This is a genomic window from Streptomyces sp. NPDC085596 (genome assembly GCF_044541565.1).
GTDB lineage: Bacteria > Actinomycetota > Actinomycetes > Streptomycetales > Streptomycetaceae > Streptomyces.
The window spans coordinates 547,853-574,252 of sequence record NZ_JBITTC010000003.1 but is presented as its reverse complement, the minus strand read 5'-3'; the positions used below and the strand labels follow the sequence as shown (position 1 = coordinate 574,252).

Here is a 26,400-nt window from a genome sequence, read left to right as displayed (position 1 = left end):
ACCGCGAACACGAAGCTACTGCCGGGTAGGAATCATGGCACGGCCCATCCGGCCGGGTCAGGTCCCCAGCGCCGACAGAGCGGCCGCGACCCGGTCACACACCTCCCGCGGGGTCGAGGCGTGCGGGGAGAGCCTGAGCGAGTCGGCGCGCACCGTGGGGGTGACGCCCTCGGCGTGCAGCGCCTTCGCCACGAGGGACGGGTCGCGGTCCGGCACCGTGAAGGAGAGGATGCCCGCGCGCCGCGCCGGGTCGGTGGGGGAGAGGACCCGGCCTCCGTACTCCCCGATCACCTCGGTGAGTTCGCCGACCCGCTCGGCGATCGCGGCCTCGATCGCTCCTACGGTGTGCCGCTCGACGAGGTCCAGCGCGGCCGCGAACGCGGCGGCCGTCACCGGGCTGAGGTTGGTGATCGACCACCGGTGCGCGTCCGGGGCGGGCGGGTGTTCCGCGCCGTCGAAGAGGCCGACCTCCTCCACGCCCGTCCAGCCGGTGAGGACCGGCTCCAGGGATTCCAGCGCGCGGTCGGACAGGGTGGCGAAGCCCGTGGCCCATCCCGCGCGCAGCCACTTCTGGCCGCCCGCCACCACCACGTCGGCCGCGTCCCACGGCAACTCGGCCGTGCCGAACGCCTGGATGGCGTCCACGATCAGCAGCCGGTCCGGCCCGATCGCCTCGCGCAGCCCCGCCAGATCCGCCCGGAAGCCGGTACGGAAGTCCACGGCGCTCACCGACAGGGCGACGACATCCTCGGTCAACGCCGCCCGGACCAGTTCCGGAGTCACCCCGCCGCCGGGCTCCGGGTCCAGCCAGCGGGGCGCGACCCGGCCCAGGCCGGCGGTGCGGCGCCACGGGTAGTGGTTGGCCGGGAAGTCGGTGCGGGGCACGAGGACCGCGCCTTCCCGGATGCCGAGTGCGGCATGGAAGAGGCCGGTGGACGCGTTCGGCAGCAGCACGGTGTGCCGGGCGTCGGTGCCCGCGAGGCGAGCGGCCGTGTCCCGCGCGGTCTCCTCCGCGCGCATCAGACCGTCCACGGTGGTGTGGTCCGCGCGGGCGGACTCCGCCAGGGCACGCGCGGTGGCGTCCACGGCGTCCCGCGAGGGCGGGCCGAACCGTGCGAAGTCGAGATACCCGGCAGGTGTGTCGAAGTGGGCTGCGTACGAAGTGAGCACGGGGCTCATCCTCCCTGGTGCAGGGCGGGGCGGGCATCCCCGCCGTGGGAATGCCCGCCCCGCCCCGTCGCTCAGTGCCCGGCGGATTCCTCGGGGCGCGCGTGGCGCGGCAGGAGGAAGGCGAGCAGGAACGTCAGGACGAGCATCCCGTCCACGATCCACAGCACCGTCTTCATGACGGAACCGAAGCCGCCCTGGAAGGCCGATGTCGCGGTGGTCTGGAGCGCGGCCGGTATCCGGGCGCCGTCCTGCGGCGAGGTGATGACCGACCGGGTGTCCTTCTCCAGCGTCACGCAGGAGGCCGGGGTCGCGGCCGGGTCCTTGGCGACCGCGCGGTCCGAGGCGCAGGTGCGCAGATCCGCCACGACGCGGTCCTGAGCGGCCGGCGCGACATGCGCGGCGGTCAACTGCTTGCGCAGGCCGTCCGAGTGCTGGTCGACGGCGGTGGCGATGCCGCCGCCCAGCAGGCCGAAGAACACGGTGCCGAGGATGGCCACACCGAAGGCGCCGCCGAGCTGCTGGACCGCGGTCATGGTGCCCGACGCCGAACCCGTCTCATGCTGCTCGACGCTGGCGAGCACGGTGTCGAAGAAGGGCGCCATCAGCAGGCCCATCCCGATACCCGTGACCAGCAGCGAGGGCAGGAGCTGCCAGGGGCCGACACCGCTGCCCGCGAGATCCAGGGTCAGCCACACACCGAACACGCCGGCCGCCATGACCAGCGCGCCCCCCTGGAGCACGGCGCGGCCGAACCGGGTGACCGCCTGGGCGAGCCCGAAGCCGACGATCATGCCGCCCGACCAGGGCACCATCACCAGGCCAGCCTTCAGCGGCGAATAGCCCAGCCCGATCTGGGTGTAGAGGTTGAAGACCAGCATGAAGCCCTGCGTGGCGGAGAAGAAGACCAGCCCGAGGATCATGCCGCCGCTGAAGCCGCGCTTGCGGAAGAGGCTGATGACCACCAGCGGGTCCCGGCCCGCCCTGCTGCGCCGCGACTCGTACAGGGCGAAGGCGACGAAGACGACGACCGAGGCGGCCATCATCACGAAGGTCCACACGGGCCAGTCGTACTCACGGCCCTGGACCAGCGGGAAGATGAGGAGCAGAGCGGCCAGCGAGACCAGGAGCATGCCGGGGATGTCGAGCCGCGGCTTGCTCTCGGAACGGGTCTTCGGCAGGTAGCGCACGGCGCCCATGAGGGCGGCGGCGCCCAGCGGCAGGTTCAGCAGGAAGATCATCCGCCAGCCGGTGCCGAAGTAGTCGGCGTCCACGAGCCAGCCCGCCAGGATCGGCCCGGAGACCGCGGACAGCCCCATGACCGGGCCGAACATGCCGAACGCCTTCTGCGACTCCTTCGGCGGGAACATCTCCTTGATCATGCCGAGGCCCTGCGGCAGCATCACCGCGCCGAAGAGCCCCTGTATGACGCGGGCGCCGATCAGCATCTCGGGGGACACCGACACCGCGCACAGCAGCGAGCCCACGGTGAACCCCGCGGCGCCCACCAGGAACATGTTGCGGCGGCCGTGGATGTCGCCGAGGCGGCCGCCGGTGACCAGGCCGACGGCCATCGAGAGCGTGTACGCGGCGGCGAGCCACTGGAGGGTGGAGGCGCTGCCGCCGAGGTCGGCGCGCATGGAGGGGCCGGCGATGTTCGTGACGACGGCGTCCAGGAGGTCCATCACCTCGGCCGCGAGGATCACGAAGAGCGCAGCCCAGCGCCACCGATAGGGCGCTGGTGAGTCAGTGGGCGTCTCGGCGGACGCGACACCGGTGGTGGACATCGGTACTCCTCGCGGAAGGGGCCGCGGCACCCGGTGATGAGCCGTGGGCGCGGTGGGACGGACGGATCAAGCTGGAGAACACTGTTCACCGTAGCAGAACAGTGCTCACCCGGAGAACGCTGTTCATTAAGATATAGCGCAAGTGGGCCGCGAGGACAAGATATATCGCGTTGGGTGTGGACAAGTGCCGCTCACCAGCCGTGAACACTGTTCTCCGGCGGCCCTAGACTGTCCCCATGAGCGACGCGGCCGCCGGCAACTCCGCACCCCCTCCGCCGTCCCCCTGGGAGCGCGAGCGTCCCGCCCGCCCGCAGACGGCACCCCAGCGCACCCCGCTGTCGCGCGAGCGGATCGTCGAGGCGGCCTTCGCGGTACTGGACCGCCAGGGGCTCGACGGGCTCTCGATGCGCCAGGTGGCGGCCGAACTGGGCGTCACGGTCTCCGCCCTCTACGCGTACGTCAGCTCCAAGGACGACCTGCTGGAGCTGATGTACACCCGGCTCTTCGACGGCTTCCGGATGCCCGAGCCCGACCCCGAGCGGTGGCGCGAGCAGATCCGGGACTACGCGCGCGCCGGGCGGAAGCGCCTGCTGTCCCACCGGGACGTGGCCCGGATCTCCATGGCGCACGTCCCCTTCACGGCCGAACTGCTGCCGCACGTCGAGGGGCTGCTCGCCATATTCCGCACGGCGGGGCTGCCCGACCGGATCGCGGCGGAGGCCGGTGACCTCATCTCCACCTACATCGACGGCTTCGTCCTGGAGGAGGGCATGTGGCAGGACCGGGCCGCCGCCCGGCCCGACGACGGCGACTCCTCACTGGCCCGCCCGGACTGGCGCGAGATGGCCGGCGAGATGCAGGACTACTTCGCGTCCCTGCCCCCCGCGGACTTCCCCCACCTGCGCGCACTGGCCGACGTGATGGTGACCGACTCCTCCGACGAGCGGTTCGACATCGGTCTGGAGATCATCCTGCGGGGGCTGGCGAGCTACCTGCCGGACGCGGCAGCCGAGGCGACACCGGACGTCTGACTCAGCGCCCGCCCTCCGCCCGCGCCTTCGTCGTGTCACCGAAGGGCAGCGCACCCCCGCTGAGGTGGGCCCGGATGCCGTCCCGCTCCACCGTGATCCGCTGGATACGGATGTCGCCCGGCGTCCTCGGCAGCTGGAAGGACAGGTTGAGCCGGTCCGCGAGCTGGGGCTTGGTGACGCCCCGTACCGCGCCGAGCAGCTTGGGGTCGATGCCGAGCTTCGCGGGCAGGTCGGGCTGCTCGGCGACCACGTCGAACAGGTTGACCTGCATCAGCTTGCCGACGAACCCCGGCGTGCCGGTGAGCCGCGTCAGGGCCGACTCGCTGCGCATCGCGTCGCGGATCTGCGACCGGTCGATCCCGGCGCGCTCCGCGATCACCGGCACGGCCAGCATGGCCCGCACCTTGTCCCGCTGCTCGGCGACGGCGCGCGCCGCCTCGGGGGTGAGCTGGAGCCCCGCGTCGCGGCCGGGGCGGTAGACGGCCACGTCCCCGATGTCGAGGCGCATACGGCTGATGCCGGTCGACACCCCACGGTCACCGGACCGCCCGATACGCGCCTCCGCGTGCACTCCGAGGCGCTGTCCGGCGACCGGTAGCTGCCCGTCGGCCTTGATCGCGCCGGGGCCCAGGCGGCTGAACTCCACCTGCGAAGCGCCCAGTTCACGGTCGAGGTCCTCGAACGAGAGCAGTACGTCCCCGTCGAGGGAGCGGACGGTGCCGCCCTTGAGGTGGGAGGGGAGTTCACCGTCGAGCCGTACGTCGTGCGCCGTGGCGTGGACCCTCGCCAGTGACACCCGGTCGGCGGCGAGGTCGGGGACGGTGACGTGCGCGGTGTCGATCCGCTTGTCCAGCACCTGGGTCAGGAACGGGAAACCGTCGATGTCCACCTGCGGCGCGGCCTCCAGGTGCAGCGACTTCTGCAGCTGGTCCTCGGTCTTCCGCTCCGCGAAGAGCACCGCGAACCGGTCGCCCAGCACCAGGAAGGCCAGTGCGACGGCGACCGCGATGCCCGCCTTCACCAGGCGCCGCAGGTTCTTGAACCTGCGAGGGCGCTTCCCCCCGGCCTTGCGGCGGCCGGGAGGCTGCCGGTCTCCTGACTGCCCATCGGATACGGCGTGTTCCTGGTCGTTCATCGAGCGGTGCGACGCGGGGCGAGTGGAGGAGCGCATCACGCCACCCAAACACGTCACCGCAGGTCGGACGCAAGTTCAGCCCTTGGCGGGCGACGGTTCTCACACCGCTGTGACGGGGACACGTGGCGTGGGTGAAGGGGTGCGGTGGATCATGTGGCGTTCACGTGCGGCCAGGGCGCCATCGGGTTCTCGGCCTGGCTCGACGAATCCGGAATGTATCTCTCCGGATTTGTGACATTACGTAATGTGATGGAAATCATGACGGGGCGTCAGGGCGACGGTGCCCCGTAGCGCCCGTTTTTAGTGATCTTGATGCTGTTGTGTCTGGGGTTACTTTGCGAATCGATCACTGTTCCTTTACATAGCTGATCCACAGGGAGATTCGTGAGACCTGAAGTGCTGTCCTCTCGAGGGAGGGGACGGAAGTGGCAGGGAAAGAGCCGCGGTCTGCGCTGGGTCGCGGGCGGGCTGGCGGTGCTGATGTCGGTGTCGCTGCTGGAGGGCACGGCTGCCGCGTCGCCTGGTGAGCGGCCCGGTGGAGCGCCGAAGCCGAAGGCGACTGCGGCGGCCACCGCGGCGGACGTCGCGTCGGCCAGGGTCGCGGCGCGCCTGTCGGGCCATCGGGTGGAGGCGCTGTCGGAGCGCACCGAGACGTCGCGGACGTGGGTGAACAAGAACGGCACTCTGACGACGGAGCTGTCGGCGGGCCCGGAGCGGTTCGAGCGGGACGGCAAGTGGGTCGACATCGACGTGAGCCTGCGCGAGTCGGGGACGGGTGTGGAGCCGGTGGCCCACCCCAACGGCCTGCGGCTCGCGGGTAGGACCGGTGTGCCTGTCGCGTCGCTGAGGGCGGCTCAGCAGGCGAAGGCCGTCGACCTGGTGACGCTGGGTGAGGGCAGTGAGCAGATCACGCTGCAGTGGAAGGGCGGGCTGCCGGAGCCGAGGCTGCACGGCACGCGCGCCGAGTATCCCGAGGCGGTGCCGGGCGCGGATGTGGTGGTGGAGGCGACCCGGACCGGTTTCGAGCAGTTCGTCGAGATCAAGAAGAGGCCGGCTGCCGGCGGCTACTCCTACACGCTGCCGCTGAGGGCCAAGGGGCTGAAGGCGAAGCAGTCGGCGGACGGCAGTGTGCTCTTCACCGACCGCAGGAACAGAAAACGGGCTGTCATGCCCGCGCCAACCATGTGGGACGCGTCCGTCGACAAGCGCTCCGGTGAGAATCTCAACCGGGCCAGGGTCGCCATGAAGGTCGTCAAGGCCAAGGGCGGCGTGGATCTGGTGATCACGCCGGACGCGAAGTTCCTCGCCGACCCCGGCACCCGGTATCCGGTGACGGTCGACCCGTCGACGTCGTCGCTGTCGAACGTCTTCGACACCTATGTCCAGCAGGGCGAGACGGTCGACCTGTCCACGGACACGGAGCTGGACTTCGGCAACCCTGGCACGACCAACCCCGACGGCACACCGCGCACCGCGCAGTCGTTCGTCTCCTGGAACACGTCGCCGATCGTCGACGCGCTCGTCTCCAGCGCCAAGCTGTCGCTGTGGAACTTCCACTCGGGCAACACCGACTGCACGCCCCAGTCGTGGGAGGTGTGGTCCTCTCCGGCGGCATCGACGTCCAGCCGGTGGTCGAACCGGCCGACGATGACGGCGAAGAAGGCCACTTCCACCGAGACCCGCGGCAATCAGTCCTGCACCGCGGCTCCTGACGGGTGGATCAACGCGGATGTGACCACGCTGGCGCAGGAGTGGGCGTCGGCGAAGGTCACGCGCGGGCACATGGGTCTGCGAGCCACGAGTGAGTCGGTGATCCCGCAGTGGAAGCGGGTGAACTCCGCCAACGCGGCCGCGAACCCGCCGAAGCTGGTGGTGAACTACAACTACCGCCCGCGCACCGGCACCGACCAGCAGGCCGGCCCGCCGTTCTTCAAGGACTCCGGCGGTACGTGGTTCGCCAACACCACGACGCCGACCCTGCAGGACACCTTCGTCGACCCCAACAACGACAAGGTCGACGGCACCTTCCAGATCTTCGACAACTCCACCGGTGCGCAGGTCGGGGACGTCCTGGTCTCGCCGTTCGTGGCCTCCGGGCAGCCGGCCGCGGTGAAGGTGCCCTCGGGGCTCCTGGCCAACGGCAAGACGTACAAGTTCCGGACGTCGCCGTACGACGGCCTGCACTACAACACCGGCTGGTCCGCCTACGCGTACTTCACCGTGGACACCAGCGCCCCCTCCGCGCCCGGTGCGGTGACCTCCACCGACTACCCGGCCAACGCCTGGGTCAAGGGCGTCGGCCAGAGCGGCGACTTCACCGTCACCCCGCCGTCCGGTGACCAGAACGGCATCGAGTGGTCGCTGGACGGCGCGGTCTGGGAGAAGATCCCGACCAGCGGCACCACCCCGGTGAAGATCACCCTGGCGCCCGAGAAGGCCGGTACCAACGTCCTCCAGGTCCGGGCCACGGACAAGGCGGAGAACAAGTCCGACCCGGTCTCGTACACCTTCCACGTCGGCCCCGGCGGTGTGACGCTGCCCGACGACGGAACCCGCACCGCGGCCCGGGTGCCGCTGGCGGCGGAGGCCGAGTCACCGAAGTTCGACGCGGTCACCTTCCAATGGCGGCGCGGCGACGCCGACGACTGGGTGAACCTCCCGGCCGGCGACGTGACCTCCGGTGGCACCCCGGTGGCCTCCTGGCCGCTTGCGCTCTCCTCCGGCAAGACCCCGAAGCTCACCTGGAACGCCACCACGACCGTCGACCCCGACGGCGTCGTCCAGATCCGCGCGCAGTTCACCGGGAGCGCGGGCGCGGCCAGCGCCTCCGACCCGGTCGACATCGTGGTGGACCGCAACGCCGACGGCGCGGCCACCGAGAGCATCGGCCCCGGCTCGGTCAACCTGCTGACCGGTGACTACACGCTTCCCGGCGGCGACGCCTCGTTCTTCGGCATGAGCGTCACCCGCAGCGCCTCCTCCCGTTCCCCGCAGGCGGGGGCCGCCAACGAGCAGGCCCCGATCTTCGGCAAGGAGTGGCTGTACAGCGCCGCGGCCGACCAGATCACCACCCCGTTCTCGTACCTGCACAAGACCTCGGCGACCTCGCTCAGCATCGGCCTCTCCGGTGACGACAGCCAGATGCACTTCACCGCCAACGCGGCGCGCACCGGGTGGATCGCGGAGCCCGGCTCCGAGGACTACGCCCTCACCGGCGGCTTCGGCGGCGACTTCACCCTGAAGAGCACCGAGGGCGGCACCACCACATTCGTCCCCGTCGAGGCCGGCGGTACCACCTGGCGGGCCGACACGACCTGGATCGAGGGCGTGGACAACTCCACGACCACCACGGTCTCGGAGACGATCACGGTCGGTGACACCAAGATCGCCCGGCCCAAGAAGATCATCGCCGGCAACTCGGCGGTGTCCAACTCCTCCTGCGCCGCCGACTCCGCCGTCAAGGGCTGCCGCGTCCTGGAGTTCGTCTACGCGACCTCCACCACTGCCACGTCCTCGGCGTTCGGCGACGTGAAGGACCAGGTGTCCTCGGTCAGGCTGTGGGCTACCGCCCCCGGCGCCTCGGCGTCCACCGCGACCACGGTCGCGCGCTACGCCTACGACGCCGACGGCCGGCTCCGCGAGACCTGGGACCCGCGGATCTCCCCGGCGCTGAAGACCGAGTACGGCTACGACTCGGCCGGGCGGGTCACCTCGCTCAAGCCCGCGGGCCAGCTGCCGTGGTCGTTCGCCTACGGCGAGGCGGGGGCCAGCCCGGCGTCCGGCCCCGGCATGCTGCTCAACGTCTCCCGGGCGACGCTCACTCCGGGCAGCGCCGACCAGACCAACGGCACCGCCGCCACCAACGTCGTCTACGGAGTGCCGCTGACCGGCTCCGCGGCGCCGGAGAACCTGGGCGCCGCCGCCACGGCCTCATGGGGTCAGTCGGACATCCCCACCGACGCCACGGCGGTCTTCCCACCCGACCAGGTACCCGCCTCCAACGAGGGTTCCTCGCTCGCCGCGGGTGACTACGGCCGGGCCGGCATCAACTACCTGGACGCCAGCGGCCGCGCGGTGAACAAGGCCGAACCGGGCCACCGCCTGTCGGTCACCGAGTACGACCGCTTCGGCAACGTGGTCCGCACCCTGTCAGCGGCCAACCGCGAGCTCGCGCTCGGTGCCACGGACACGCTCAAGGACAAGCTGACGGACCTGGGCATCATGTCCCTGGCCTCCGCCGAGCGCGCCCAGCTGCTGTCGAACGGGTCGGTGTTCGACGCGAACGGGGAACGGGAGACGGACACCTACGGGCCGCTGCACCGCGTCACCCTGGCGGCGAACCTGACCAGCGGTAGCACCACGCTGGCAGCCGCCGGCACCCAGCTGATGGCGCGACAGCACACCGTCCGGGAGTTCGACTCGGGACGTCCCAGCGACGGCACCGCTGTCGTCCGTGACCAGGTCACCAAGGTCACGGTGGGCGCGCAGCCCCGATCCTGGCCCACCTCGACGGCAGACCCGCGGGTCACCACGACCGCCTACGACTGGGCCAAGGGCCAGCCGACCAGCTCCACCGTCGACCCGGGTGGCCTGGCGATCACCACGACCACCGGCTACGACGCCCAGGGCCGGGTGAGCCGCGAGTCGCAGCCCGCGTCCAACGGCTCGGATGCCGGTACGACGATCGTCACGTACTACACCGCGGACGGCACCGGCACCTGTGGCGGCAAGCCGGAGTGGGCGGACCAGATCTGCCGCCTCGCCCCGGCCGCCGACATCACCGGCGGCGGCTCCAACCCGGCGCAGCTGCCGACCAAGGTCCTGGAGTACGGGCTGTTCGGCCAGGCCACCAAGATCATCGAGACGGCCAACGGGGTCACCCGCACCACCACGACGGGCTACGATTCGGCGGCCCGGGTCACCACCCTGACCATTTCCGGCGGTGTCGGCACGGCCGTCCCGGTGGGCACCACGGCCTTCGACGACGCCACCGGTCTTCCGGTCAGCACCACCTCACCGACCGGCGGCACCATCAGCAGAACCTACGACAAGCTCGGGCGTCAGATGACGTACACCGACGCGGACGGGGGCACCACCACCACCAGGTACGACGCGCTCGACCGGCCGACGACCGTCACCGACAACGTGCCGTCGACCACCACCTACACCTACGACACCGGCGTCGACCCGCGCGGTCTGCTCACCTCGATGACGGACTCCGTGGCCGGCACGTTCACCGCCCGGTACGACGAGGACGGCGAACTGGTCACCCAGGGCCTGCCCGGCGGCTACACGACGAAGGACGTCATCGACCCCGCGGGCACGGCCACGGCTCGCACGGTCACCCGCAACAGCGACAGCTCCGTGGTGATCGCCGACAGCGTCACCGAGACGGTGCACGGCCAGACGGCCACCCACGCCGGAACCCCGGGTGTCACCGCCTCCCAGGCGTACACCTACGACAAGGCAGGCCGGCTGACCCAGGCGCAGGACACCGCCACCGACGCGGTCTGCACCACCCGCGCCTACACCTTCGACAAGAACTCCAACCGCAAGACGCTGGCCACGGCCACCGCCGCGGTGAACGCCGACTGCACCACCTCCGGCGCCACCACCACGTCCTACACCTACGACACCGGCGACCGGCTGATCGGCACCGGCTACGTCTACGACGCCTTCGGCCGCACCACCGCCAAGCCGGGCACCACACTGGCGTACCACGTGAACGACCTGGTGCGGCAGCAGACGGCGGGCACCGAGCGGCAGACCTGGACGCTGGACGCCACCCTGCGCAACCGGTCCTGGACCACGGAGTCCAACGCCTCGGGCACCTGGACCCAGACCGGCTCCCGTCTGAACCACTACGACTCCGACGGGGACAGCCCCCGCTGGATCGTGGAGAGCACGAGCGGCGGCGCGGTCACCCGCAACGTCGTCGGTCCGGACAGCAACCTGGCGGCGACCACCGCCAAGACCGGCGGTACGGTCCTCCAGCTGGCCAACCTGCACGGCGACATCACCCTGCAGCTGCCGGCCGACACGGCGGTCGCCCCCACGGTGCTGGACGCCGACGAGTTCGGCAACCCCCGGCCGGGACAGGCGGCCACCCGCTACGACTGGCTCGGCGCGCACCAGCGCTCGTCGGAGACCCTCACCGGTCTGAAGCTCATGGGCGCACGCCTGTACGACCCGGCGACCGGACGCTTCCTGTCCCTCGACCCGGTCCGGGGCGGCAGCGCCAACGCCTACGACTACGCCAACGCCGACCCGGTCAACCAGTTCGACCTGGACGGCCGTGTCTCGGCCTGGCGCAAGAAGTACGAGGAGGCCAAGGCATGCAGAAGCCTGGGCAGCGGCGGCTGCGCCTTCGCCACGATGCTGTCCGGCGTCCTGCTGTGGAAGCTCCCCGGCAGCAAGTCCCGGAACAACGCCCTGCGGCACTTCATCTGGATGTCCGCGCTGACCTATTTCTTCGGCTGGCGTGCCGCCAAGCGGCTCGGCGACGCCCACGAGTACGGGCAGACGAGCCGCGACTCCCGGAAGGACCAGTACAACAACAGGGTGGCGCGCAACTTCGTCGCCAGCAGTTACAACCGGTACTGGATGCGCTATTACAACAGCCGCGGCTATCTGTTCCAGTATCTGTACAGCGCCGGCAGCTGGCTCTACAGCCACGGGTACCTGGCCAGGTGATCCCGGGCCTGCCGTGGGGCGTTTCCGTCCCGTGACAGGTTGAGCCGGCAACAACCGTGTGCCGGGGCCGGCCCCTCCAGGGGGCCGGCCCCGGCATCGCCTTACTCTCTCCTCGCTCAGGCTGCTCTTCCCCCTACCCAGCCCGCCCACCCAAGACCCTCGGGAGACCCCGTGCAACCCCGGACGCACCTCACCCGGCCGCTCGCCCCGGCCGGCGCACTGCTCCTGGCCACCGCCCTGCTCACCGCCGGCCTGACCGGCTGCTCCTCGCTGTCCCCGTTCAACACCTGTGACGACACCGCGGCGCGGCTGAAGGACCTGCGCTCCCAGTCGATCCTCGACTCCGCCCCCGAGGGTGCGACCGCCCCCAAGGGGCTCGACTCGGTCGACTCGCACTGCATCGACGACAGCGGCGACGCCTGGCTGTACGCCGCGCGCGTCCACGCCTTCCCCGGCTCCCGGCAGGAGGTCGTGGACTTCTACCGCACCACCGCCGAGGCGGACGGCTGGCGCCTGCAGCACGACCCTTCAGACCCGGACACCCCCGAAACAACGGCGGGACTGTGCTTCACCAAGGGCGGGGACGGTGACGCCCTGCTGCTGACCGTGCAGTTCACCACCGCCCGCCAGCTGAAGATCGAGCACGGCTACAAGGCCGGTCCGGAGTTCGACTCGGGCTCCGGATTCGAGATAGAGGTCGGCTCCGAGACGGACGGGGCGAAGACCGGCTGCTTCGACTGACACCCCTGGACCTCCGGCTCCACCCGGAGGCCGTCGAGCAGCTCTGCCTCCTGGGCCGCCTTCTCGTGCCGTTCGCCGGGCACGGAGCCGGTGTCCTGAGGGACCATGGAGGCAGAGCAGTGTTCCGCCTCCGGCTGCGAAGGAGGTCACCATGGCAGCCGAACCGCCTTTCGTGCCGCCGATCGGGCCTGTCCTGACGGTCTCGGCCGCCGATGTCCGGCTGCCCGAGCTGATCCTGGCCGGGGACATCGGTGCCGACGCCCTGCGTGAACTGGAGGAGGTCCTCGGTGCCCCGCCACTCCACACGGCGGCCGCGTGGACCGTGGACATGAGCCAGGTGACCCGCATCGACCTGGCCTGCGCCTACGCCCTCCTGCGCGGAGCCACCCTGCGCCCGGAACCCGCCGCCCTGACCATCCGCGGCCCCCGCCGCGCGGTCCAGCGGACCCTCCGCAACGCCGGGCTCGACGTGGTGGCCGTCATCGAGGAGTAGGGGCGCCCTACCGCGCCCTGCCCTGCCCCGCCCCTCCCGCGACCACCGCCGACTCGGAGCCGGTGATCCGCACCGGCGCCGGGAACGTCGTGCGGAACACCGTGTGCGGCATTCCCGCGCCCGCCCGGTCGGCGGACCGCGAAGCGCTCGCGCCGTGACCACCCCGCTCCAGGGCTGGCCACCGTACGGGCGATGCTGGTCGACATCCTGCCGCTGACACCGGCCGACCCGCACGCGACCGCGTGCGGGTCGGCTCATGGGGCGCACGCCGACCCGGACCAACTCGCCGCCACCGCCGTCGCGTTCACCGAGGGCGTTCAAGTCACCCTGCTGGACGGCCATTTCGTCTGCTTCGCCGCGCCCTGAACCGGCCCGCTCCAGTAGCACCGTCGTTCGATTCGAACGTTCACGCATATGTGCGAGACCCACGGGCAACCGAAGCGGAAGGCGTAGAGGACAGGTGAAGGACCTCCTCGAAGAATCCCGTTGAGGGGAGGGGATCGTGGACAGAACAGACAGCGAGAACGAGAAGAGCGGTCAGGGTCCGGAAGAGCGAATGGACCTGCCGACCGTGATGCGGCAGGCGAGCGTACAGCTCTCCGGACTGCTCCAGCGTGAAGTGGGCGCGGTATCCGCCGTGAAGGCCACCGACGACGGCTGGGCGGCGGACGTGGAAGTCGTGGAAGTCGAAAAGGTGCCGGACACCATGAGCGTCATGGCGTCCTACCGCGTCGAACTCGACCAGCAGGGCCGGATCATGGCCTATGAGCGCGTACGCCGTTACGCCAGGGGCCAGATCGACCGCCGCTGAATCAATCGGGTACCGCAGCGGAATTCAGCCGCGCGGCGCCCTGAACGGATCAACGGAAAGAAGTCAGCATGTCACTCGTACAGCAGACCAGCACCCAGTCCGGCGGTAGTGGCGGCGGAGGAAATCTCTACGACGTCCTCGAACTCATCCTGGACCGAGGGCTCGTCATCGACGCGTTCGTGCGCGTCTCCCTCGTGGGCATCGAGATACTCAAGATCGACGTCCGTGTCGTCGTCGCCAGCGTGGACACCTATCTGCGCTTCGCCGAGGCGTGCAACCGGCTCGACCTGGAGTCCGGCCGCAAGGCGCCGAGCCAACTCACCGACCTCGTGGGCGACATGACCGAGAGCGGGGCCAAGGGGAAGTCGAAAGGAGCGCTGACGGGAGCCGTCGAGGCGTTCACCGACTCGCTCGGGAGCAAGCGCGAGGAGTCCGAGGAAGAGCAGCAGCCCCGTAAGCGCGCACCGCGCAAGTCCACGTCCAGCCGCCAGTCCAGCCAGAACCGCGGGGAGTAACACGTGCCCACCTACGTCTACGGCATCACCGGAGCCGACCATCCGCTGCGCCTGGAGGAGGTCGCCGGCGTCGGCGAGTCCCCGGCACCGCTGCGCACCGTACGGACCGGCAGCCTCACCGCCGTCGTCAGTGACGCGCCGGACGGGCTGCGGGCCAAGCGCCGCGATGTGCAGGCCCACCAGCGTGTGCTGGAGGTCCTGATGGGCGACGGCGCGACCCTCCCCATGCGCTTCGGTCTGCTCGCCCCCGACGACGAGCAGGTGGCGAGCGCGCTGGACGCCGAGGGCGACCGCTACCGCGCCCGCCTCGACGAGCTGGACGGCCGCGTCGAGTACCACCTCAGGGTCGCCCGCGACGAGGACGACCTGCTGCGCGAGATCGTCACCCACTCCGACCAGGTCCGTGAGCTGCGGGAACGCACGCGGGACCAGCCCGGCGCGCACGACGAGCGCGTCGCCCTCGGTGAACTGATCTCCCACGAGGTGTCCGCCCGCAGCAGCGCGGAGGCCGAGGAACTCACCCAGCGGCTCGCGCCCGCGGCGACCCGCCTCTCGGCCGGAGAGCCCAGCTCGACGCACTTCCTGAGCGTGTCCTTCCTCGTCCCCGAGGACGAGGTGGAGACCTTCGTCCAGGCCGTGGGGCGCGAGTCGGACCAGCGGGGAGACGCGTACACCTTCACCCTCACCGGGCCGCTGCCGCCCTACAGCTTCGTCTGAGCGGACCTGCCCGGCCGACGACGGAAGGGAGCGTCGCAGTGGGACTCATCACCGGCATCGTGACCTTTCCCCTCGCCCCCGTACGCGGATCGCTCTGGGTCATCGACCAGGTGCTGACCGCGGCGGAGCGGGAGTACTACGACCCCGAGCCTGTGCGACGCGAACTGGCCGCACTCGAAAGGGCGTTGACGAGCGGCGAGATCTCCGATGAGGAGTACGACCGCCGGGAGGACGAACTGCTCGACCGGCTGGACGAGATCGACGCCCACCGGCGGGAGAACGGAGGAAGTGGCTGACCGGACAGCGCAATCGACGACCCGCAGAGACTGAGGTGCTCACCGAATGACGAAGAACGTCAAGATAGCCGCAGCCCTGGTAGGCGGATACGTACTGGGGCGGACCAAGAAGGCCAAGATGGCCATCGGGCTGGGCATGTTCCTGGCCGGCAAGAAGCTCGACCTCGACCCGAGGCGCATCGGCACGCTGCTCGCCGAGTCGCCCGCCCTCGCCGGTCTCAACGCCCAGGTTCGCAAGGAACTGGTGGAGACCACGAAGGCCGCCGCCACCGAGGCGCTGACCAAGCGCGCCACCGGTCTCGCCGACTCGCTCACCGACTCCCTGGCCCAGCGCACCAAGGCCCTGGACGGGCCCCAGGACGACGAGGTCGAAGAAGAGGAAGAGGAGGAGAAGCAGCCCGCCAAGCAGCAGCGGTCCGCCGCCTCCGAGGGCACGCGCCGCAAGACCGCCCCCGCCCGCAAGCGGACCGGCACCGCGAAGTCGGCCGCCTCCCGCAGCGGGGCCTCCCGGGCCGGCGGGGCCGCCAAGAAGCGGGCCTCCTCCGCCGCGCGCAAGAGCGGCGGTGCCGGCAATGGCTGATTCCACCCTGAGCAAGGCCAAGGACGAGGTCGTCCACAGCGAGTCGACCGACCGCCTGAAGGAAGCGCTGGGCACCTACCTGCGCGCTCGCGCCGAGCACACCGTCAGCCGGCTCGGTCACCGGCTGGGCGAGAGTGTCACCAAGCTCGGACAGGCGGGCGAGGGCGGCCCGCTCAAGAGCCTCGCCAAGGGCGGGCAGGCGCTCGCCGACGGCAAGTCACCCGCGCAGGCGGCCGTCTCCGCGGGCGTCTCCCACCTCAAGGACACCGTGAAGGACAAGGTCAAGGGCCTGTTCGGCAAGGGCCGCAAGTCCGGCGGCGGCAAGTCCAAGAGCGTGACCATCGTCGAGGACATCGACGTCGGCGTGCCCGTGCGCGAGGCGTACGACCAGTGGACCCAGTTCCAGGAGTTCTCCACCTTCGCCAAGGGCGTCGTGAGCGTGGAGAAGGCGGACGACACCACCAGCAACTGGAAGGTCAAGGTCGCCAAGTCCACCCGCAGCTGGAAGGCCAACGTCACCGAGCAGGTGCCGGACGAGCGGATCACCTGGACGACCGAGGGCGCCAAGGGCACGGTCAAGGGCGTCGTCACCTTCCACGCCGTCACCGACAACCTCACCAAGGTGCTGCTGGTCCTCGAGTACTTCCCCAAGGGGCTGTTCGAGAAGACGGGCAACATCTGGCGCGCCCAGGGCCGCCGGGCCCGGCTCGACCTCAAGCTCTACCGCAAGTTCATCATGATGCGCGGCGAGGCGACCGACGGCTGGCGCGGCGAGGTCCGCGACGGCGAGGTGGTCGTCACCCACGACGACGCCATCGAGCAGGAAGAGGCGGAAGAGGCCGAGCAGGAGCAGGACGAGCCGCGAGCCGAGGACGACGGGGCCGAGGGCGAAGAGGGCGACGACGGCGAGCTCACCGACGCGGCCGACGAGGACGACCTCGAAGACGCCGAAGACGCTGACGACGAGTTCACCGACGAGGCCGGCACAGCCGACGAGGACGAGTACCTGGACGAGGACGCCGACGACGCCGAGGAATACGAGGCGGAGGCCGACGAGCCGGACGCCGAGGAGTCCTACGACGAGCCCGAGGAAGAAGAGGCGGCTCCCCGGTCCTCCCGGCGCCGGCGCACCGCCGACGCCAGGGCCTGATCCGGGAACCAGCCGAAAGACAGGGTTGAGAACGTGTCCGATTCACTCGCCGGTCGAATGCCGGCCCCTCCGCGCACCGCGCCGTCCTACGCGGGGCAGGGAAACAGCGCCAACCTGGCCGACATTCTGGAGAGGGTCCTCGACAAGGGAATTGTGATCGCGGGGGACATCCAGATCAATCTCCTCGACATCGAGCTGCTGACCATCAAACTCCGCCTGCTTGTCGCATCCGTCGACAAGGCGAAGGAGATGGGTATCGACTGGTGGGAGCACGACCCCTCGCTCTCCTCCCGCGCGAAGCCTTCTTCCACCGCTCCCGCCGCCTCCGATCCGGCGCTGAGCGAGGAGAACGAGCGGCTGCGCGCCGAGATCGCCCGGCTGCGCGCCGCCGCCGAGCTGCCCACCGGCCACACGGCCGGCGGGGACGCCCGGCAGGAGCCCGCGGAACGGGAGGCCGGCCGTGAGTGAAACGGAGATGGCGTACGTCTACGCCGTCGGCCTCGGTGACCTGGCCCTGGACGGGACGACGGCCCCGGTCACCGGGGTCGACGGCGGCACCGTACGCACGGTCGGCGGCGGCCGGGGACTCACCGCCCTGGTCTCCGCCGTCCCCGCCGACCGGTTCGGCGAGGAGCACCTCGCCCCCCAACTGGAGGACCTGGAACGGCTGGAGGCGATCGCGCGGGCCCACCACGCGGTGGTGGACGCCGCTTTCGCCACGGCCACGGTCCTCCCGATGCGCCTGGCCACGGTCTACCGCGACCAGGCGCGCGTGGCCGCCATGCTCGACGAGCAGCACCCCTGCTTCGAGGAGCTGCTGCGCACGCTGGACGGCCACGTCGAACTCGGGCTGAAGGTGTACGCCGAGCCCCGGGCGGCGTCGGCCGCGCAGGAGCCCGAGCCGGCGTCCGCGAGCCCCGGCCGCGCCTATCTGCAGCGCCGTCGCGCCGAGCGACGCCTCGCCCAGGACACCTACGGTGCCGCCCGCGACACGGCGGAGCAGGCGGCGCGGGTGGCGTCGGCGCTCGCCTCCGCCCGCGCCGTCCACCGGCCCCAGCAGGGGGAATGGTCGGCCGGGCGGGGCGAGAACGTGGCCAACGAGGCGTACCTCGTGCCCCGGCAGGACGTGGACCGGTTCCGTACGGAACTGGGCGCGCTCGCCCTGGACACCCCCGGTGTCACCATCGAGGTGACGGGGCCCTGGGCGCCGTACTCCTTCGCGGGCGGGGTCTCGAGTTGAGCATGCGGCCCGCGAACGGGCAGGGCGTCGAGCCGGTCGCCCAGCCGCCCGTCGCCCTGATCGACCTGCTGGACCGGCTGCTGAACGGCGGGGCCGTGCTCACCGGCGACATCGTGCTGAGCATCGCCGATGTCGACCTGGTGCACATCAACCTCCGGGCGGTCATCCGCTCGATCACGGGAGACGCGCCTGGGCCCGCCATCATGCCGCCGCGTTCCCGTACCGAGGAATGCTGAGGAGTGCTGAGGAGTTCTGTGATGCCGGAAACACCCGCGAACGCCCTCGCCGCCCATATGCGGACGGACCCCGACACGGTGGAGCGGGATCTGATGAAGCTGGTGCTCACCATTGTCGAATTGCTGCGCCAGCTCATGGAGCGCACCGCCATTCACCGGGTGGACCAGGGAGATCTCGATGACGACCAGGAGGAACGCATCGGTATGACGCTGATGATTCTCCAGGAACGCATGGAAGAACTGTGTGACCGGTACAACCTGACAATGGACGAACTGAATCTGGATCTCGGGCCGTTGGGATCTTTGCTGCCCCGAGACCTCTGAATTCGAGAACCCTGTTTTGCCGCCGGGGGAAAGGACAGTAGGGAATTATGACTGACGACAAAAAGAACACCAGGAGCACGACCGCGGCGAACGCCAAGAAGACCGCGTCCTCCGCCACCTCCACCACGCGCGCGGCGGCCGCCGGCACCAAGGAGACGGCACAGGAGGCGAAGAAGACCACGGTCTCCGGCGCCCAGTCGGTCGGTGACACCACCCAGCGCGTGAGCCGCGCGGCCGTCGCCGGTCTCCAGACCGGACAGCAGGTCGTCGCGGCCAACACGGCAAAGGCGGTCGAGGCGGCGGGCACCGCGTGGACGGTCATCAAGCACCGCAAGGCGGTCGCCGCCGCGGCCGCCGCGGGTGTGGCGGGCGTCGCCGGAGCGGCGTTCGCGATAGGCCGCTCGACGGCCAAGCCGCAGATGGGCCCCCTGACCAGGCTGGCCCGAGGCCGGATCTGAGCACATCCGCTTCCGCGAGGAACGCGATGACCACGGCGACCTCCCCCGCGTCCACGGACGCGCGGGAGGTGCCCGTGTGTGCGGGTCAGGACGTACGCGCTCGATTGCCCGGATCAGGGAGCGCGGTCATTCCTCACCGGTCAGGCGTACGCACTCGGTGACGACGGCGCGGAGGCTGTCCGTGCGGCGCAGGATCGCGCGCTGGGTCATCGCGCCGTTGCCGTGCTTCAGCAGGCCCGACAGGGTGTCCTGGGCGCCCTTGGCGTCACCGTGGTCGTCCAGGGCGTCGCGTACGTGGTCGAACAGCGCCCGGACCACCGTCTCCGCCGGGGCGGGGCGCATGGTCAGGGGATGCAGCAGGCGGTCCTCCAGGCCGTAGCGGGCGGCCTGCCAGGCGGCGAGCCGCACCAGGGAGGAGCCGAGCCGGGCCGGGGGTTCCCCCGCCTGCCACTGGCGGGCGGCCGTCTCGACGAGAGCGCGGCACAACAGGGCCAGGAGGACCGTGGTGTCCGGGTCCAGACAGACGTCCGCGACCCTGATCTCGACCGTGGGGTACTGGGCGGAGAGCCGGGCGTCGAAGTAGATCATCCCCTCGTCCCGGAGGACCCCGGTGCCGACCATGTCCCGTACCCGCTCGTGGTACCGGTCGGCGGAGCCGAAGAGATCCGTCGGCCCGGCCGACGGCCACCGCCCCCACATCTGGCTGCGGTAGCTGCTGTAGGAGCTGTCCTGGCCCTGCCAGAAAGGGGAGTTGGCGCTCAGGGCGAGCAGCACGGGCAGCCAGGGGCGGATGCGGTCCAGCACGGCCACGCCCTCCTCGTCGGAGTCCACCGAGACGTGCACATGACACCCGCAGGTGAGCTGGTCCGACAGGGTCAGCCCGAAGCGCTCGGCCATCCACCGGTAACGGCTGTCCGCGGTCAGCGTGGGACTGACCGGCAGGGGAGAGGTGGCGAGGGCGGCCACGGCGGCCCCCGTCCGCCCGGCGAACCGCGCCGCCTCGGCACGGCACCGGCGGATCTCGGCCGCGAGTTCGTCCGCCCGTGTCTGCGGGGCGGTGGCGAACTCCACCTGCTGGCGTTGCAGCTCCGACTCGAAGACCTGCTCCCCGTCCGCCCTGGCGGCCCCGCCGGCCTGCGCCAGCACCGCCGCCGCGACGGCTCGTGGTTCACCGCTCTCCGCGTCCACCAGGAGAAGCTCCTCCTCCACTCCCACGCTGCGCACGCGGCCGTCCTCCCTGGCCGGTCCGGGGACCGGTCCCCTTCAGTGCGTCCCGTCGGTCAGTCCTGCTCGCCCGAGCCGGGTTCGGCCATCCTGCCGTGGGCCTCGGCCTTGAGCCTGTCGGGGAGCACCTTGGCGGCCATTCCCTGCGCCTTCGTCCTGGCGGACCCCGCGACTACCTTGTCCTTGCCCTCGAAAAGGGCGTCCAGTCCCTCCCGCGCGACCTCGGCCGGGTCGTCCTTCTCCTGTTGGCCGACCTGGGTGTCGTCCATGTCCGCGCGGTGGAAGAACTCGGTCTCGGTCGGGCCGGGCATGAGCGCGGTCAGGGTGACGCCGGTGTCCTTCAGCTCGCTCTGCAACGCCTGGGTGAAGGACTGCACGAACGACTTCGACGCGTTGTACACGGCCTGGAAGGTGCCGGGCATCGTGGAGGCGATGGACGAGGTGACGAGGATGCGGCCCCGGCCGCGGGAGACCATCTCGCGCACGACCCGCTTGGCCAGGTGCACGGTCGCGCGCACATTGAGGTCGACGATCTCCAGCTCGTCCTCCAGGTCGGTGTCCGCGAAGGCACCGCCCTGCCCCACACCCGCGTTGAGCACCGCGACATCGAGGGGACGGTCCGTCGCGGTGACCGCCGTCCACAGCTCCTCGGCCTGGTCGTAGTGGCGCAGGTCGGCCCGGACCGGCTCCACCGACACCCCGGCCACCGCCCGGATCTCCTGGGCCGCCTGCCGCAGCCCGGTGTCGTTCTCGGCGTTGATGATCAGGTCGTAACCGCGCTCGGCGAGCTGCTTGGCCAGCGCGAAGCCGATACCGCTGGACGCGCCCGTGACCAGGGCGAGAGGCTTGACGTCGTTCATGGCCGGATCTCTCCCTGGGTGAGGTCGGTGCGGGCGGGACGCGCTTGGCGTACCTCCCGCAGTTCCCAGATCGGCCGTTCCTGAACGGCTGTGACGCGATGGCCTCCCACGAGGGCGTTTCCGTGGTCCCGCGGGTGGAAACTCGCCGTGCATGGTGGCCAACCGTGTGCCGGTCCTGCGGGCCCGCTGGCTGACGCAGACCTTCGTCAGCTGGCCCTACGAACCCCGGACGGTCCAGGCGCTGCTGCCCGAGGGGCTGGTCGTGGACGAGTACGAGGGGGCCGCGTGGGTCACCCTCACGCCGTACCTCATGGCGGACGTCCGCGTCCTCGGTCTGCCCGCACTCCCCACCTTCGCGGAGACCAACCTGCGGACCTACGTGCGCGGGCGGGACGGCGTCTGGTTCTTCTCCCTCGACGTGACCTGCCCGCTGCTGCTGGCGGGCCGGGTCCCGGGCGTGCCCTACCACCTGGCCGACCTGCGCGTCTCCGTCGGCGAGGACACCGTCACGTACACCGGGGCGCGCCGGACCGGGCACGCCGCCTACCGCCTGACCGTCCGGCCCGGCGCGCCCGTCGAGCCGACGAGGCTGGACGTGTGGCTGACCTCGCGGTGGCGGGCGTACAGCCGGCGGCTGGGCGTGCTCTGGGAGACGCCCGTGGGGCACGAGCCGTGGTCCCTATCCGGGGCCCTGGTCGAGGTGCTGGAAGAGACGGTCACCGGCGCGGCGGGGCTGCCCGCACCGCGTGGGGAGCCCGTGGCGCGGTTCTCCGAGCGCATCAGCCACGCATGGGTGGGCGCGACCCGGCCCCTGCGATCCCCGACCCCACCGAACACCCGACAAGGAGGCCGGTCATGAGCGAGTGGACCCCGTCCCAGGCAGAGGGCGAGCGGGAACCGGACCCCGAGACCGACGGCCGGCCCGGCCGGACCGTCCACCCCGACGTGCCGCGCACGACGCCCTCACAGGCCGAGGGCGAGCGGCTGCCGGAGGACGACGAGTAGAAACCCCGGCTACCGGAGCGCGTGCACCGCCGCCGCGAACACCGGGGGCAGCCGGGACGCCACGGGCACGATCAGCCGGGCGGTGCCCGGACGGCTGCTCGCGGCCAGCAACGCCCTGGTCAGCATGCGGTGGCGCCGCGTCAGCAGGGTCCAGTCCCGCTCGTACCGCTCCGGCCGCCCGGCGGCGACACCGCGCACGGCGGCCTCGGCCGTCGCCAGGGCGAGCGCGATGCCCTCCCCGGTGAGGGCGTCCACATAGCCCGCCGCGTCCCCGACGAGCAGCACGCGGCCCGCGACCCTGCGCCGTACCCGCTGGAGCAGCGGTCCGGCACCGCGCACCTCGGTCGCGGGAGCCCCGCGCAGCGCGGCGGTGAGTGCCGGGAAACCGGCCAGATGCTCGTCGTACCCGCGCCGGACGCGGCTGAGGACCGCGACGCCCACCAGATCGTCGGCGACCGGGGTCACGTACGCCTCGCCCCGGCCGGACCAGTGGACCTCCACGAAGTCCGTCCACGGGGCGACGCGGTAGTGCCGGCGCAGTCCGTAGCGGCCCCGTGCGCCACCGGGCAGCTCCAGCCCCAGCCGGCGGCGCACGGGTGAGTGCAGGCCGTCGGCGGCGATCAGCCAGCGGGCGGTGATCCCGGCGGCGGTGACACTGTCGGTGTTCTGGCGTACCTCGCCGACCTTGCCGGGCTCGATCCGCACGCCCAGGGCGAGAGCGCGCTCGTGCAGCGCCTGGTGGAGGGTCGTACGGCGGATGCCCAGCCCCGGGCGGCCACGGAAGGGCGCCTCGGCCCGGCGGACGCCGTCCACGTAGCGGATGCCGCGCAGATCCCGGCCCGCCGCCTCCACACCGAGCGCCCGTAGCGCCGCGACCCCGCCGGGCATCACGCCCTCCCCGCACGCCTTGTCCACGGGCGCGGTGCGCGGCTCCACCACCACGGCGGTCAGCCCGGCGAGCCTGGCGTGCACGGCCGCGGCCAGCCCGGCCGGACCGCCACCGGCCACCAGGACGTCGATCACGCCGGAACCGGTGCCTCGGCCGCGGCCAGCGCCTGGTTCTCGCACCGGATACGCACGCACAGCACGGCGGCGTTGAGCACCGTGAACGCGGCCGCGGTCACCCAGGCCGTGTGCACCAGGGGCAGCGCCAGCCCCTCGGCCACGACGGCCACGTAGTTCGGATGCCGCAGCAGCCGGTACGGCCCCCGCGCCACCAGCGGCAGACCGGGTACGACGATCACGCGGGTGTTCCAGCGCGTCCCGAGCGTCCCGATGCACCACCAGCGCAGCGCCTGGGCACCCACCAGCACGGCCAGCATCGGCCAGGCCAGGGCGGGCACGAAGGGCCGCCCGGCGAGCCATACCTCCAGCGGGCAGCCGATCAACAGCCCCATGTGCAGGGCGACCATCGCCGGGTAGTGGCCGTCGCCCGCCACGATCGCGCGGCGGGCCCTGCTCCACCGCTCGTTGCGGCGCGCCACGACGAGTTCGGCGACCCGCTCGCCCGCGACGGCGGCCACCAGCAGCGCGTACCAGATCATGTGTCCTGTGCCCCAAGTCCAGTCCGGAAGTTCCCTGTGGTGCTCACCAACGCAACAACACCAACTCGCAGGCCAGACCCGGCCCGATGGCCAGCAGCAGCCCCGGAGTGCCGGATGGCGGGCGGCGTTCGGTGAGGGTGTCGCGCAGTACGTGGAGCACGGAGGACGAGGAGAGGTTGCCGACCTCCGCCAAGTGGCGCCAGCTCACGGCGAGTTCCTCGGCGGGGAGGTCGAGTGTCTCCGTGACGGCCTCCAGGATGCGGGGTCCGCCGGGGTGGCACACCCAGCCCGTCACGTCCTGCGGTTTCAGGCCGTGGTCGCCGAGGAACTCCTCGACGTCGTCGGCGAGATGGCGGCGCAGCACCTGGGGGATCTCCGGATCGAGGACGACCTTGAAGCCGGAGTCCCCGATGTCCCAGCCCAGGGCGCCACCCGCGTCCGGGTACAGACGGCTGCGGGTGTCCACGATCGTGGGGCCCGTGAACCCGTCCGCACGGTCGGCCCCGCAGGCCACCACGGCGGTGGCGCCGTCGCCGAAGAGGCCGGTGGCGACCAGGTTGGCCGTCGAGGCATCGCCGCGCTGGAAGGTGAGCGAACACAGCTCGACCGACAGCAGCACCGCCACCTGATCCGGCCGCCCCAGCAGGAAGTCGTGCATCCGGGCCAGCCCGGCCGCGCCCCCGGCGCAGCCCAGCCCGAACAACGGCACCCGCCGCACGTCCGGCCGCAGCCCCAGCCGGCCCGCCACCCGCGCGTCGACGGACGGGACGGCGACACCGGTGACCGAGGTGAAGACCAGCAGATCCACGTCGGCCGCCGACAGCCCGGCCCCTCGCAGAGCCTCCCGGACCACCCTGGCGCCCAGGTCGGTGGCGGTGGCGATGAAGATGTCGTTGGCGGCGCCGAAGCCGTCCAGCGTCTCGTACCGGTCGAGCGGCAGGGTCATGTGGCGGGAGCGGACCCCGGCGTTGTGGTGCAGCCGGTCCAGCACCTGGCGGTCCGCGCCCTCGGGCAGACAGGCACGGGCCACCATGTCGGTGATCTCGGACTGGGCGAAGCGATGCGGCGCGAGGGCACCGTGCACGGCGGCGATCCGCGTCATGAGGCTCCCGTACGTCGACCGGCCCGGGGTGGACTCAGCAGACCTTCCCAGGACCGGTACCCCGGCACCAGAGATCGCCCGTCCGGCCGTTCCGGGCCGTGGCGCGCCCTGACCGGTCCCGGCGGGGCTCCTACGATCGCCGGGTGGTGACTCCCGAGCAGTCGACGATCCCGGCCCGCAAGGCTTCCGCTCTGGCCGGGGCCTGCCACCCCGGCCCGCTGGTGGTGGTCACCGCGCTGACGGCGGCGCTGGCCGTGACCGCCGGCCAGGAACCGGGCCGCTGCCTGCTGACCACCGGCGCCGTACTGGCGGGGCAGCTGTCCATCGGCTGGTGCAACGACGCCTTCGACGCGCGCCGGGACATCGCGGTGGGGCGCCGGGGCAAACCCGTCGCCGACGGCGCGATCGAGGCCGGGCAGGTGTGGACGGCCGCGTGCGCCGCCCTCGCCCTGTGCGTGCCCCTCTCCTTCGCCTGCGGATGGTCGGCGGGCGCCGTGCACCTGACCGCCGTCGCGGCGGCCTGGGCGTACGACCTGCGGCTCAAGGCCACCCGCTGGTCCTGGGCGCCCTACGCGGTGGCCTTCGCCGCGCTCCCGGCCTTCGTCACCCTGGGTCTGCCGGGGCGGCCGTGGCCCGCCTGGTGGGTCGTCGCCGCCGGGGCACTCCTGGGCGTCGGGGCCCACCTCGGCAATGTGCTGCCGGACATCCGCGGGGATCTGGCGACCGGCGTACGGGGCTGGCCGCAGCGGCTGGGCCCGGATCGCGTACGGCTGCTGCTGCCGGTGCCCCTGGTCACCGCCTCCGCCCTGCTGGCGCTCGGACCCGCCGGACGGCCGGGCGCGCGGCAGCTGGCCGCGCTGGCGGTCGCCGGGCTGATCGCGGTGACCGGGACGGTGCTGGGCCGCCGCCGCGAGCGGGCCGCGTTCGCGGCGGCGGTCGCCGTGGCCGTGGTGGACGTGGTGCTGCTGCTGGGCAGCGGCGGCCTCGGGACCGGGGCATCCTGAGAAGGGGGGCGGGGCCGCATCCGAGCGGCTCCGGCGGAGCGAAGTACCCACGTGTCGCCCGGCGCCGGTGGCGGCATCGTCGCAGGTGAACAGAGGTGAACCATGCCCGATTCATTGCAGCCGCCCGGCGAGACCCCGCCCGTCGAGGGATCGACCGCCGAGGCCCACCCCGAGCGGCCGGACGGCGGCCCCTGGGAGCACCCCCGGATCTGGCTGTTCCTCATCCTCCTCGGCTGCGCGCTCATCGCCGCGTTCTTCCTGGTCAGGATGATCGACCTGTAGAGCCG

At 71.5% G+C, this 26,400-nt stretch carries 28 protein-coding genes; 20 read left to right on the top strand and 8 right to left on the bottom strand.

Features of this window, described 5'->3' with window-relative positions:
* Window positions 1-57: 57 nt before the first annotated feature.
* Window positions 58-1,170: an aminotransferase class V-fold PLP-dependent enzyme gene (locus tag ACIGA3_RS12570; protein WP_399713737.1), complete on the bottom strand. Its 1,113-nt coding sequence runs from the start codon at window positions 1,168-1,170 to the stop codon at window positions 58-60.
* A gap of 71 nt (window positions 1,171-1,241) precedes the next feature.
* Window positions 1,242-2,954, bottom strand: coding sequence for an MFS transporter (locus ACIGA3_RS12565; protein WP_399713734.1), 1,713 nt, complete (start codon window positions 2,952-2,954; stop codon window positions 1,242-1,244).
* Window positions 2,955-3,190: 236 nt separating this feature from the next.
* On the opposite strand from ACIGA3_RS12565, the gene ACIGA3_RS12560 reads away from it, so the two are divergent.
* Window positions 3,191-3,985, top strand: a complete 795-nt coding sequence (locus ACIGA3_RS12560) for a TetR/AcrR family transcriptional regulator (protein WP_399713731.1) — start codon at window positions 3,191-3,193, stop codon at window positions 3,983-3,985.
* A gap of 1 nt (window position 3,986) precedes the next feature.
* On the opposite strand, the gene ACIGA3_RS12555 is transcribed toward ACIGA3_RS12560, so the two are convergent.
* Window positions 3,987-5,156: a DUF2993 domain-containing protein gene (locus tag ACIGA3_RS12555; RefSeq protein WP_399713729.1), complete on the bottom strand. Its 1,170-nt coding sequence runs from the start codon at window positions 5,154-5,156 to the stop codon at window positions 3,987-3,989.
* A gap of 444 nt (window positions 5,157-5,600) precedes the next feature.
* On the opposite strand from ACIGA3_RS12555, the gene ACIGA3_RS12550 reads away from it, so the two are divergent.
* The 15 genes from ACIGA3_RS12550 (at window position 5,601) to ACIGA3_RS12480 (ending at window position 19,374) form a co-directional block, all read left to right on the top strand.
* Window positions 5,601-11,813 carry a DNRLRE domain-containing protein gene (locus tag ACIGA3_RS12550; protein WP_399714022.1) on the top strand — a complete coding sequence of 2,071 codons (6,213 nt, stop codon included), beginning with the start codon at window positions 5,601-5,603 and terminating at the stop codon, window positions 11,811-11,813.
* Between the two features lie 171 nt (window positions 11,814-11,984).
* Window positions 11,985-12,554 carry a hypothetical protein gene (locus ACIGA3_RS12545; protein WP_399713727.1) on the top strand — a complete coding sequence of 190 codons (570 nt, stop codon included), beginning with the start codon at window positions 11,985-11,987 and terminating at the stop codon, window positions 12,552-12,554.
* A gap of 151 nt (window positions 12,555-12,705) precedes the next feature.
* The gene (locus tag ACIGA3_RS12540) at window positions 12,706-13,047 is read left to right on the top strand and encodes an STAS domain-containing protein (RefSeq protein WP_399713724.1); all 342 of its coding nucleotides are present in this window, start codon (window positions 12,706-12,708) and stop codon (window positions 13,045-13,047) included.
* A gap of 192 nt (window positions 13,048-13,239) precedes the next feature.
* Window positions 13,240-13,413, top strand: a complete 174-nt coding sequence (locus ACIGA3_RS12535) for a hypothetical protein (RefSeq protein WP_399713721.1) — start codon at window positions 13,240-13,242, stop codon at window positions 13,411-13,413.
* Window positions 13,414-13,549: 136 nt separating this feature from the next.
* Complete coding sequence (locus ACIGA3_RS12530) at window positions 13,550-13,858, top strand: gas vesicle protein (RefSeq protein WP_399713719.1); 309 nt, start codon at window positions 13,550-13,552, stop codon at window positions 13,856-13,858.
* 68 nt (window positions 13,859-13,926) lie between these two features.
* Window positions 13,927-14,373 carry a gas vesicle structural protein GvpA gene (locus tag ACIGA3_RS12525; protein WP_399713718.1) on the top strand — a complete coding sequence of 149 codons (447 nt, stop codon included), beginning with the start codon at window positions 13,927-13,929 and terminating at the stop codon, window positions 14,371-14,373.
* A gap of 3 nt (window positions 14,374-14,376) precedes the next feature.
* Window positions 14,377-15,090 carry a GvpL/GvpF family gas vesicle protein gene (locus ACIGA3_RS12520; RefSeq protein ID WP_399713715.1) on the top strand — a complete coding sequence of 238 codons (714 nt, stop codon included), beginning with the start codon at window positions 14,377-14,379 and terminating at the stop codon, window positions 15,088-15,090.
* 38 nt (window positions 15,091-15,128) lie between these two features.
* Window positions 15,129-15,386: a gas vesicle protein GvpG gene (locus ACIGA3_RS12515; RefSeq protein WP_399713713.1), complete on the top strand. Its 258-nt coding sequence runs from the start codon at window positions 15,129-15,131 to the stop codon at window positions 15,384-15,386.
* 46 nt (window positions 15,387-15,432) lie between these two features.
* A complete protein-coding gene (locus tag ACIGA3_RS12510) occupies window positions 15,433-15,966 on the top strand; it encodes a hypothetical protein (protein WP_399713711.1) in 534 nt (177 codons plus the stop codon).
* The gene (locus tag ACIGA3_RS12505; RefSeq protein WP_399713708.1) at window positions 15,959-17,116 is read left to right on the top strand and encodes an SRPBCC family protein; all 1,158 of its coding nucleotides are present in this window, start codon (window positions 15,959-15,961) and stop codon (window positions 17,114-17,116) included. The genes ACIGA3_RS12510 and ACIGA3_RS12505 overlap by 8 nt, the downstream gene beginning before the upstream one ends.
* 57 nt (window positions 17,117-17,173) lie before the next feature.
* The gene (locus ACIGA3_RS12500; protein ID WP_399713705.1) at window positions 17,174-17,584 is read left to right on the top strand and encodes a gas vesicle protein; all 411 of its coding nucleotides are present in this window, start codon (window positions 17,174-17,176) and stop codon (window positions 17,582-17,584) included.
* Window positions 17,577-18,356 carry a GvpL/GvpF family gas vesicle protein gene (locus ACIGA3_RS12495; RefSeq protein ID WP_399713702.1) on the top strand — a complete coding sequence of 260 codons (780 nt, stop codon included), beginning with the start codon at window positions 17,577-17,579 and terminating at the stop codon, window positions 18,354-18,356. Before ACIGA3_RS12500 ends, ACIGA3_RS12495 begins: the two co-directional genes overlap by 8 nt.
* Window positions 18,357-18,358: 2 nt before the next feature.
* A complete protein-coding gene (locus ACIGA3_RS12490) occupies window positions 18,359-18,592 on the top strand; it encodes a gas vesicle protein (protein WP_399713700.1) in 234 nt (77 codons plus the stop codon).
* 21 nt (window positions 18,593-18,613) lie between these two features.
* The gene (locus ACIGA3_RS12485) at window positions 18,614-18,916 is read left to right on the top strand and encodes a gas vesicle protein K (RefSeq protein ID WP_399713698.1); all 303 of its coding nucleotides are present in this window, start codon (window positions 18,614-18,616) and stop codon (window positions 18,914-18,916) included.
* A gap of 47 nt (window positions 18,917-18,963) precedes the next feature.
* Window positions 18,964-19,374 carry a hypothetical protein gene (locus ACIGA3_RS12480; RefSeq protein ID WP_399713695.1) on the top strand — a complete coding sequence of 137 codons (411 nt, stop codon included), beginning with the start codon at window positions 18,964-18,966 and terminating at the stop codon, window positions 19,372-19,374.
* A gap of 126 nt (window positions 19,375-19,500) precedes the next feature.
* Here ACIGA3_RS12480 and ACIGA3_RS12475 read toward each other — a convergent pair whose 3' ends face one another.
* Window positions 19,501-20,598, bottom strand: coding sequence for a glutamate--cysteine ligase (locus ACIGA3_RS12475; protein WP_399713692.1), 1,098 nt, complete (start codon window positions 20,596-20,598; stop codon window positions 19,501-19,503).
* Window positions 20,599-20,654: 56 nt separating this feature from the next.
* Window positions 20,655-21,458, bottom strand: coding sequence for an SDR family NAD(P)-dependent oxidoreductase (locus ACIGA3_RS12470; RefSeq protein ID WP_399713689.1), 804 nt, complete (start codon window positions 21,456-21,458; stop codon window positions 20,655-20,657).
* Between the two features lie 151 nt (window positions 21,459-21,609).
* Between ACIGA3_RS12470 and ACIGA3_RS12465 the strand changes: the two genes are divergently transcribed.
* The gene (locus tag ACIGA3_RS12465; protein WP_399713687.1) at window positions 21,610-22,317 is read left to right on the top strand and encodes a YqjF family protein; all 708 of its coding nucleotides are present in this window, start codon (window positions 21,610-21,612) and stop codon (window positions 22,315-22,317) included.
* Window positions 22,314-22,463 carry a hypothetical protein gene (locus tag ACIGA3_RS12460; RefSeq protein WP_399713685.1) on the top strand — a complete coding sequence of 50 codons (150 nt, stop codon included), beginning with the start codon at window positions 22,314-22,316 and terminating at the stop codon, window positions 22,461-22,463. The genes ACIGA3_RS12465 and ACIGA3_RS12460 overlap by 4 nt, the downstream gene beginning before the upstream one ends.
* Before the next feature lie 9 nt (window positions 22,464-22,472).
* On the opposite strand, the gene ACIGA3_RS12455 is transcribed toward ACIGA3_RS12460, so the two are convergent.
* From ACIGA3_RS12455 to ACIGA3_RS12445, 3 genes are read right to left on the bottom strand one after another with little or no spacing between them, the layout of a single operon-like run.
* Window positions 22,473-23,486 carry an NAD(P)/FAD-dependent oxidoreductase gene (locus ACIGA3_RS12455; RefSeq protein ID WP_399713682.1) on the bottom strand — a complete coding sequence of 338 codons (1,014 nt, stop codon included), beginning with the start codon at window positions 23,484-23,486 and terminating at the stop codon, window positions 22,473-22,475.
* A complete protein-coding gene (locus tag ACIGA3_RS12450) occupies window positions 23,483-24,007 on the bottom strand; it encodes an isoprenylcysteine carboxyl methyltransferase family protein (protein ID WP_399713679.1) in 525 nt (174 codons plus the stop codon). Before ACIGA3_RS12450 ends, ACIGA3_RS12455 begins: the two co-directional genes overlap by 4 nt.
* A gap of 43 nt (window positions 24,008-24,050) precedes the next feature.
* Window positions 24,051-25,109 carry a type III polyketide synthase gene (locus ACIGA3_RS12445; RefSeq protein ID WP_399713676.1) on the bottom strand — a complete coding sequence of 353 codons (1,059 nt, stop codon included), beginning with the start codon at window positions 25,107-25,109 and terminating at the stop codon, window positions 24,051-24,053.
* A gap of 143 nt (window positions 25,110-25,252) precedes the next feature.
* On the opposite strand from ACIGA3_RS12445, the gene ACIGA3_RS12440 reads away from it, so the two are divergent.
* A complete protein-coding gene (locus ACIGA3_RS12440; protein ID WP_399713674.1) occupies window positions 25,253-26,113 on the top strand; it encodes a UbiA family prenyltransferase in 861 nt (286 codons plus the stop codon).
* A 102-nt stretch (window positions 26,114-26,215) separates the two neighbouring features.
* Window positions 26,216-26,395 (top strand): DUF6480 family protein, encoded by a 180-nt coding sequence (locus tag ACIGA3_RS12435; protein ID WP_399713671.1) that lies wholly within the window; start codon window positions 26,216-26,218, stop codon window positions 26,393-26,395.
* Window positions 26,396-26,400 lie beyond the last annotated feature (5 nt).

Bases quoted from the DNA above. Each gene is read 5' to 3' on its own strand.
- ACIGA3_RS12565 (WP_399713734.1), bottom strand. From the start codon at position 2,954: ATGTCCACCACCGGTGTCGCGTCCGCCGAGACGCCCACTGACTCACCA.
- ACIGA3_RS12560 (WP_399713731.1), top strand. From the start codon at position 3,191: ATGAGCGACGCGGCCGCCGGCAACTCCGCACCCCCTCCGCCGTCCCCC.
- ACIGA3_RS12555 (WP_399713729.1), bottom strand. From the start codon at position 5,156: ATGCGCTCCTCCACTCGCCCCGCGTCGCACCGCTCGATGAACGACCAG.
- ACIGA3_RS12550 (WP_399714022.1), top strand. From the start codon at position 5,601: ATGTCGGTGTCGCTGCTGGAGGGCACGGCTGCCGCGTCGCCTGGTGAG.
- ACIGA3_RS12540 (WP_399713724.1), top strand. From the start codon at position 12,706: ATGGCAGCCGAACCGCCTTTCGTGCCGCCGATCGGGCCTGTCCTGACG.
- ACIGA3_RS12535 (WP_399713721.1), top strand. From the start codon at position 13,240: ATGCTGGTCGACATCCTGCCGCTGACACCGGCCGACCCGCACGCGACC.
- ACIGA3_RS12525 (WP_399713718.1), top strand. From the start codon at position 13,927: ATGTCACTCGTACAGCAGACCAGCACCCAGTCCGGCGGTAGTGGCGGC.
- ACIGA3_RS12510 (WP_399713711.1), top strand. From the start codon at position 15,433: ATGACGAAGAACGTCAAGATAGCCGCAGCCCTGGTAGGCGGATACGTA.
- ACIGA3_RS12505 (WP_399713708.1), top strand. From the start codon at position 15,959: ATGGCTGATTCCACCCTGAGCAAGGCCAAGGACGAGGTCGTCCACAGC.
- ACIGA3_RS12500 (WP_399713705.1), top strand. From the start codon at position 17,174: ATGCCGGCCCCTCCGCGCACCGCGCCGTCCTACGCGGGGCAGGGAAAC.
- ACIGA3_RS12490 (WP_399713700.1), top strand. From the start codon at position 18,359: ATGCGGCCCGCGAACGGGCAGGGCGTCGAGCCGGTCGCCCAGCCGCCC.
- ACIGA3_RS12485 (WP_399713698.1), top strand. From the start codon at position 18,614: ATGCCGGAAACACCCGCGAACGCCCTCGCCGCCCATATGCGGACGGAC.
- ACIGA3_RS12480 (WP_399713695.1), top strand. From the start codon at position 18,964: ATGACTGACGACAAAAAGAACACCAGGAGCACGACCGCGGCGAACGCC.
- ACIGA3_RS12470 (WP_399713689.1), bottom strand. From the start codon at position 21,458: ATGAACGACGTCAAGCCTCTCGCCCTGGTCACGGGCGCGTCCAGCGGT.
- ACIGA3_RS12465 (WP_399713687.1), top strand. From the start codon at position 21,610: ATGGTGGCCAACCGTGTGCCGGTCCTGCGGGCCCGCTGGCTGACGCAG.
- ACIGA3_RS12460 (WP_399713685.1), top strand. From the start codon at position 22,314: ATGAGCGAGTGGACCCCGTCCCAGGCAGAGGGCGAGCGGGAACCGGAC.
- ACIGA3_RS12450 (WP_399713679.1), bottom strand. From the start codon at position 24,007: ATGATCTGGTACGCGCTGCTGGTGGCCGCCGTCGCGGGCGAGCGGGTC.
- ACIGA3_RS12445 (WP_399713676.1), bottom strand. From the start codon at position 25,109: ATGACGCGGATCGCCGCCGTGCACGGTGCCCTCGCGCCGCATCGCTTC.
- ACIGA3_RS12435 (WP_399713671.1), top strand. From the start codon at position 26,216: ATGCCCGATTCATTGCAGCCGCCCGGCGAGACCCCGCCCGTCGAGGGA.